Here is a 7999-nt window from a genome sequence, read left to right on the forward strand (position 1 = left end):
GTTATGCCATTGTTGAAAAAGCAACGAGTTGCAACGCGGCTAGCGTGACATGGAAGAAGTATATTGCGGCCATCGTCATTGATACCAATAGCACTAAACCAAAACTTTGTGCCAAGGCTGTTTTTAACCAACAGTATACTTCCTTTGCGGAAAAGGTATTTCTTCCAAGTGCCAAAAAACTCATCTTTATACATACAGATTTATTAGGGAGTCCGGTGGCAGAGAGTGAAAATAAATAAACTATATGATTAGTTTTGCAGTGTTAAATAGGTTGTAAGTAATAGATTTGCCAATTATCGGATAAGTGGTTTTTTATGATTAATAAAGTGTTTTTTACTTTTTTTTCTATGATTTTGTTTTCTTGTTTTTCATATGCGGAGGGGGATGCTACGAATTTAAATGCTCACCGAATAGGTTTGAGTTGGAGTTCTGATAGCGTTAATAACGCTCTAACAGTTTCCCCTTACGGTGATGGTATGTTTAACGAGCGTATAGACATGGCGTCCGGTGGAGTATCATTTTTTAATGATGAGATTAACTTGCCTGGAAATTTTGATTTACCAATGTCGATAAATTATCGATATGATACTAATTATCCTTTTTATCGTGGGTGGTATGTAGATACAGCTCGTATATCTTATACATTTGTTTCTTCAACAGAAGATACCAGCACTCTGCCTGAATCTTGGAGGAATAAGAAGTTTTGCAGTCAAGAATTGAAATCCAATAGAAGCGAGGTTCGCTTTCTAGAGGCATTACAAGTGTCTGGGAATTTTGAGATAAATATACCAGGTCAGATTCAATCACTTTTAGTCAAGAATGAAGATAAGTGGGGAAAGTCAAAGAGTGAATATCCTTATATAACAAAGGATAATTGGATTATTTCTTGCTATTTGGAAGGTGGTAGTGAAGGGTTTGTTGCACATTCACCAGCAGGAGATAAATACTATTTTACTGATTTTAGTATATCTACAACGCTTAATGAGTGGGGGCAGATTATAGATTCATCTAGAGATGTAGTTTATTGGCAATATAGAGCGGATCTTAAGTTAACGAGAGTTGAAGATAAATTTGGTAATTGGATTAATTACAGTTATTCACCTTTAAAGATCACTGCAAGTGATGGTAGGGTTCTGGAAGCGGAAAAAGGTGGTGATGAATCTAATAGAAAAAATGTTCAAAACTCAACCGTCGTAAGAGGTTATAATGAGTCAAGTCCGGATGAAAAGAAAGAGTGGACTATAGTAAATTATAAAAGTAAATCATGGAGGGACCCTCTTGAGACTGAATTTTTTCTTCCCAGCGGTCGAAGTTGGAAATACAAGCTTAATTACGTGGACGCCGAGCCTGCGGATTTAGCATTAGCTTCAGGTGAGGAAGTTGAATTTAGGATTGGCTGTGGCTTAGTCAACTTGAGTAAGCAAACCTTAACAGTAAAGCATCCGAGTAACGCTGTCGCGAACTTTTATGTTCAACAAAGAGGGGATTCCTCTGTCAATTTACCATATCCATCATCTTTTGGTCCTTTGCCTTATTGTTCACCACGTTTGAGTGTGACCAAAAAAGAAGTAAATTATTCTAAAGATAAAAACTATGTGTGGTTGTATACATACTCAAAAGCCCGTAATGACTACTCTTCCTACGGAGAAATAAAAGATATCTCTAAAGTAAGTGATAAAAAAATCTTCTCTGGTGACGCTCCTGATAACATAATAAAATATTACTTTAAGTGGACAAAAATACAAGCGCCTGATGGTAGTTCTAAAAAGTACTATATTAATAGAGATAACCGCAGCCCTTATCAAGGCAGAGTTTTTGCAATTGAAACGAAGGAAAAGTTAGGTGAACCTGACAAGAAAATAGAAAAGTTTGATTTTTGGAGTTCAACTTCATTAGGGGTTGTGCATAGCTCAGCTGGTAGTAACATGAGCTTGTCTCAGCAACAAGTTGCACTTTCATTTCATAGTGTGGAAATTGATAATACTATTTACAATAATACGTATAAAGAATTTAATAAATATGGTGTGGCAAAAAATATAATTCAGGAATTAAATGGTGATAAATTTGTCATCAAAAAAAGCTATTTCCATGATGAAGAAAACTGGATGCTGAATTTACCTACAACTAATGAATACACCATCTATAGTGGAGATGAGCTTCGTTCTAAACAAACTTCAGAAACTAAATACTCTAAGTTCTCATCAGGAAATAACAATTTTTCGAATCTATATCTGAAAAGTTCTTTTTTGAAAAATGGTTTGGAGCAGTATAGCTATTTATCTTATCATGATGACGGTAATGTTAATAAAATAGAGAGAAACGGTTCTTCATTCTCCGGAAATAAAATTAGTGAGGTGTATTCTATCTATAACGCCGGCATCGCAACCAGCTTGGCAATAAAAAATAGATATGAAGATGGGTTTGTGAATAAAACTTATAAGGTTGGTTTGTTTGGAGAAATTACTGAAGAAGTAGATTTTAATGGAAATACAGCCTATTTTGGATATGACGAAGATGGACGGGTTACATCTATTAACCTTGAAGATGAATCAAGTAATAAATGGATGGACACAAAGTTTGAATGGGATGATACAACTAATACCCGTACCATCAAGCGTTGTAAGTTAAATGAACTCAAAGAATGCACAGAGTCAACTCCCTCTGTAAAAGTGGTAGAAACCTACGACAATTTACTGAGACTCACCCAGACTAAAACTATAGATGACACTGCAAATGCAGATGCAACAACCAGTGTTCGATATCAAAACTTTGAGTATGACTATCAAAATCGGCAGACTTTTGCTTCATTTGTTAGTACTGATAGTACTGAGTCAAAAGGAAGCAGCACGACTTATGATGCATTAGGTCGCACAAAAACAGTAAGTGTATCGGGCCTTGGTGAAACTAAGTATGAATACCTAGCCGATAATAAAATTAAAGTGACGGATCCACTCTCGAACGTTATCACAACAACGTATCAAGCATTTGGGACTCCTGAATATAAGATTGCCACCTTTATTGACTCTCCCGAAGAGGTAGATACAAGCATAGCCGTTAACCTATTTGGCCAAGTGGAAGCTATTACACAATCAGGGTCTAGTAGTGATGGAACGGCGGTTTCAGCTGTAGAAAAGCGAGTTTATGATACTAACCAAAACCTTTGTGTGATAACACGCCCGGATGTGGGTAACACAATATTTGGATATAATGCTCTAGGGCAAATGATTTGGAAAAAAGAAGGGGTTACAGACACTGATTGCGTCGCAACAAAACCAGCTGATGCAATTGAGTATGTTTACGATAACGTTGGTGACCTATATAAGATTAACTACCCTGAAAACAGTAACACACCTTCAGTTACCTATACTCTTGATAATAATGGTAATTTGACAGGGTTGACTGCAGGAGATGTCACCCATAGCTATGTGTATAACAACCAAAACCTACTAGAGGTAGAGCAGCTTCTAATCAAAGGTCAACTCCCTTTAGAAATTGATTATGGTTATAACGCATTACAGCAACGTAGCCACTTGGCCTATCCTGACGGCACAACAGTGTACTTTAATCCAAATGGGTATGGTGAGCCGACACGCACAGTGACCTATAAAGCAGGCACTGATGTCATCGAGCTTAAATTTGCTACAGATGCCAGTTACTACGCGAATGGGATGTTAAAGGGTTTTACTTACGGCAATGGAGTTACACATAGTCTAACTCTTGACCAAACTAGCCTACTGCCTGATGTGCTCCAAGACAGCCGAGATACTAAAAATATCGTTAAGCTAGACTATAGCTTTGATAAAGGGGGTAATGTCACCGCTATCTTGGACGAAGTGCAACCCACTTATAGCTTGACTAGCCTAGTTTACGATGATCTACATAGATTGACCTCGGTCACAGGCGGTACGGCCATTGGTAACAGCAGTATTAAATATGATGCGCTAGGAAATATAGAATCATATACAAGTAAAGATAGAAACCTGACCTACACATACAACAGAACGACAAACCGACTATCTAGCGTTAAAGGAGCAGGCACCAACGGCAAATATGCTAACTTAGGTTATGATACGCGCGGTAATATCATTAATAACGGTGCTTACCAGCTTAACTTTAACTTAGCAAACCAGCTTACTTCAGCGAAAAATAACACCTATTTATATGACGGACACAATCGCCGCGTTAAGCAAGTAGAGCAAAGCGGAACGAGTTATAGCTTATACTCGCAAGATGGCACTTTGCTGTATCGCGAAAAGGGCGATACCATAACGGGTGATGGCGTTAACTATATTTACCTAGGCAAAAAGTTGATTGCCAAATACGGCGACGTAAAACCAACGTCGGAAGCTGATAGTCGTCAACACTACCGTCCGTTTGGTGAAACGTTGGAAACGCCAAAAGATGATGTAGGCTATACCGGCCATAAGTTTGATAAAGAGCTTGGTCTAAGTTATATGCAGGCACGATACTATGATCCAGTGATTGGGCGGTTCTATTCGAATGATCCGGTTGATGTCTTGGGGCACATGTCTCGTGGTGAAAATGTTCATGGATTCAATCGATATAATTATGCATACAATAACCCCTTTAAATACATCGACCCTGATGGAGAAGCACCGAAAAGTAATCGTGATGGAGATGCTGGAGCAGCAATAGCAGCAGCGATTTTAGTAGGCACAGGGGTTTGGACTGATGAACAAGCTCAATTGTCTAAGGGTATCAAACCCAAAACAATTTCAAGGGCAAAAAGAAGAGCTTCGAGAGCAGCTCAAAGAGCAAAAACAAATCCAAGAGTTGCAACAAGTCAAGCTTCAAGTAATGTTCAAGCTAATACTTATGGCGAAGTAAACCTCAGAGGGCAAACAAAAGTCGGAATGGATGGTAAAACTGATATAGGCATACAAGACGGTTCTAAGGATCGTGGAAACAATACTACCGACCATAAACCTGCTATTGATGTTGGTAATCTTAAAGCAGGTGAACAGCCCGGCAGAAATGGTCAACCAAGAATAAAGAATGAACACAAAGTTAAAGAAGATATTAAGCAATGACAACATTCGAAAAATCATCTCTCAAGTTCAAAAGAGATATAAAGAAGGCTGCGCTGTTTAAGCAGCGTGAGATAACTCATCAACAAGAGCGCTTTATAAACTTTTTTGAAGGGCTATCGTTGGAAAGTACAGTTCAGCTAGTTTCGTATTCTGAAGGCCAAGCATATAAGCAAGCAATATTTAGAGATGCTCGAAGTGTATTGAATCCTCTCACTAAAAAAGCAGTTTGTAAGGAATTAAAGCAGAATGAGCTGCGAGAGTTTGGTGAATTTCTAATTAGTAAAAAAAATGAAATAGTGCTCCTATTTTCAATCCATGATTATAGTTTTCCTTCAGTTTTGCTCTCTGTCGAAGAATTCTTCAATAATTTTGAGTTAATCCTCGACTTAATGGAAAACGAAGTGACAATAGTATTCGGTGATATGCAAGATGCTTTTTCGTTCAATAATGAAGATGACATGGTTAGAGTAAATATTTTTGGTGATAAATATTTGTTACAAGAGTAAAAATTAATACAGGAATATATAGACGCTCCCTGACTGTAAAGCCTATGCTATTGCGGTATGTTATATGAGGTGGGGATTGTCAATGCATAAGGAGTCTAAGGGGGCAGGTCTTGCGTTTTGCACTCAAATGACCCTGCAAGCTCCAATATTTGAATCCAAAGCCTCGCACTCGCGGGGCTTTGTTTTATCTGGTTGCTGTGGCTGTAGTTTGTTTTCAATCGACATCTAATGCAATTTACAACCAGAGTTACGGTTCATTTGCCTAATTTGTTTGGGACTAAAACCATTCCTCAACAGCTCAAAATCTTCAAATTCGACTATCGCTTCTTGGCCTTTGCCAATGGCTTTGTATAAGCTACCCGATGCAGTTTCAATAACTTGCTTGTCGATATAGACCTTCATAATCTGAGTTGTACAAACATAATCTTCTCTAGCGAATCGGAATGCTAAATGGACAGCCACTCTAACTTGCTAGTTAGGGAATTAAAGAATTAGTCGCTCCTGAAATCAACTTAATTTATTGAATTACTTGAAGAACTAAACGATCTTACTACCCTCTAATTGCAACTTTTTTGAATCACACAACCAAAACATTGCAATTTGAGTGTAAAAATGAAACCAAAACCAACCATACAAACACCACAAAAGCACCTGTTTCAAATCGAGCTTATTGATATTGTTTCGCCACGCCATGAGCTGGTGAAACTGGAAAAAATCATTGATTGGCAGCGCCTAGAGGTCGAATTTAAACAGCATTATGGCGATAAAGGCGCTGGCGCCAAGCCTATTCCTCTGCTTGCGGGTCTCGAATACCTGAAACAAATTCACAAATTGTCTGACGAAAATACGGTAGCCATGTGGTGCGAAAACCCGTACTGGCAATATTTTTGTGGCATGCAATTTTTTACGCATGAACCGCCTTGCTGCCCAAGTTCAATGACATGCTTTCGTAAGCGAATTGGCGAAGATGGAGTTGAATTAATGCTGTCGTTAACTGTTGATGCGGGTCTTAAAAGTAATACTATTAAGCCTTCAAGCTTGCGAGAAGTAGTCGTAGACAGCACTGTCATGGAGAAAAATATCGCCCATCCAACAGACAGTAAACTACTAGAAAAATGCCGTGATAAACTGGTTGGTTTCGTTAAGCAAGCCGGTATTCGGCTTAGACAAAGTTATGAACGAGTTGGCCCTAAGACCGCGCAAAAAGTAGCGCGCTATGCCCATGCCAAGCAATTTAAACGCATGAAGAAAACATTAAAAAAAACAGAAAAACTACCTTAGACGGGTGATGAAAGATATCTTGAGAAAAATCACTGAGCAGCCAAGCCTGGCGTTTATCCATGCCCTACAACAGGCCGAGCGGCTGTTAAAGCAAGAGAAAGCAGTAAAAACAAACTCTATAGCCTACATGAGCCGAGTGTTGAATGTATCTCCAAGGGAAAAAGCGCGAAGCCGTATGAATTTGGTGTCAAAGTGAGTGTCGCGACAACATTGAAAGAGCAGTTTGTGGTCTGCGCTCATGCAATGCACGGTAACCCCTACGATGGTGACACGTTATGGGAAACGTTGAGAATAGTAGAAAACGTCACGGATAAAAGACTATACAACGGTTTTGTAGATAGAGGTTATCGCGGGCACTTTGCAGAACGTTATGATGTGTATATTGCTGGGAAAAAGCGCGGTGTGACGCCGAGCATTAAGAAAAAACTCAAGCGACGCAATGCGATAGAGCCAATCATCGGGCACATGAAACAAGATGGTCACTTAGGGCTTAACCGCTTAAAAGGAAAGCTTGGTGACAAACTGAATGCGGTGCTTGCGGGTGTAGGCCAAAACTGCCGTAAAATCTTAACCCAACTGCGGCTTTTTTATGCCTGGATTTTATATCAGTTATTAGCAGCGAAAAGCGCTGCGTAATAACAGCACTGTCGATAAAGCTCATGCTCAGACTGGACTGATCTTGTACTGCCAGTCTAAGCATTAAAACGTCAATATTCAGAACCGACTAATTATGGCCAGCTGAGTAAATTTGCCCTGTTCAGCGTTTGGTTAGGTGTTCGCTGTCAATTCGCGACACGTTTGTAAGCGCTTGGGTTTAGCCTCCAAGATCCCTAAATGGCTCCATTAGGCTTAACTGTTGTTACGTTTGTTATCATTGAGACTTTTATTTATTCCCTATTTTCTATACAATTCTTCGCTTTTAAAATTGTGGACAATTGAGAATGGACATCAAAAAGCTCTTGTTTGTACTGTTGCTCGGAAGCTTCCAAGTAAAAGCGCAAATGAGTGTAAAGCAGTTTAGCTGGTCGCCTTCTGTCATTGATGTTGGTGAAAGCACGACTTTCTATTGGAATGTTGAAGGGGCAAAGTATTGTCAGGCATATCCGCATAGTAGTGGAAATACGAGTCCGAGGGCTACCTCTGGGCGTTCAGGACCGCACC

5 protein-coding genes and 1 pseudogene are annotated in these 7999 nt (G+C 39.2%); 5 read left to right on the top strand and 1 reads right to left on the bottom strand.

The window, feature by feature from the left end:
- The 3 genes from MHN30_RS23600 to MHN30_RS23610 form a co-directional block, all read left to right on the top strand.
- Positions 1–239, top strand: a 239-nt coding sequence (locus tag MHN30_RS23600; protein ID WP_239361288.1) for a hypothetical protein, incomplete at its 5' end; no start/stop codon positions are given.
- 75 nt (positions 240–314) lie between these two features.
- Entirely contained in the window at positions 315–5051 is a 4737-nt protein-coding gene (locus tag MHN30_RS23605; RefSeq protein ID WP_239361290.1) for an RHS repeat-associated core domain-containing protein, read from the top strand.
- Positions 5048–5557, top strand: a complete 510-nt coding sequence (locus MHN30_RS23610; RefSeq protein ID WP_239361293.1) for a hypothetical protein — start codon at positions 5048–5050, stop codon at positions 5555–5557. Before MHN30_RS23605 ends, MHN30_RS23610 begins: the two co-directional genes overlap by 4 nt.
- A gap of 225 nt (positions 5558–5782) precedes the next feature.
- Here the strand turns inward: MHN30_RS23610 and MHN30_RS23615 are convergent, their stop codons facing one another.
- Positions 5783–6019, bottom strand: coding sequence for a hypothetical protein (locus tag MHN30_RS23615; RefSeq protein WP_239361295.1), 237 nt, complete (start codon positions 6017–6019; stop codon positions 5783–5785).
- Positions 6020–6169: 150 nt separating this feature from the next.
- Between MHN30_RS23615 and MHN30_RS23620 the strand changes: the two are divergent.
- Positions 6170–7474: pseudogene (locus MHN30_RS23620) on the top strand (IS5 family transposase).
- Positions 7475–7779: 305 nt separating this feature from the next.
- A partial coding sequence (locus MHN30_RS23625) for a hypothetical protein (protein ID WP_239361296.1) occupies positions 7780–7999 on the top strand: 220 nt, incomplete at its 3' end.

Source organism: Pseudoalteromonas sp. OF7H-1 (assembly GCF_022347825.1).
Lineage (GTDB): Bacteria > Pseudomonadota > Gammaproteobacteria > Enterobacterales > Alteromonadaceae > Pseudoalteromonas > Pseudoalteromonas maricaloris.

What these genes read in the sequence shown, in the direction of transcription:
- MHN30_RS23610 (WP_239361293.1), top strand. Translation starts at nt 5,048, where the DNA reads ATGACAACATTCGAAAAATCATCTCTCAAGTTCAAAAGAGATATAAAG.
- MHN30_RS23605 (WP_239361290.1), top strand. Translation starts at nt 315, where the DNA reads ATGATTAATAAAGTGTTTTTTACTTTTTTTTCTATGATTTTGTTTTCT.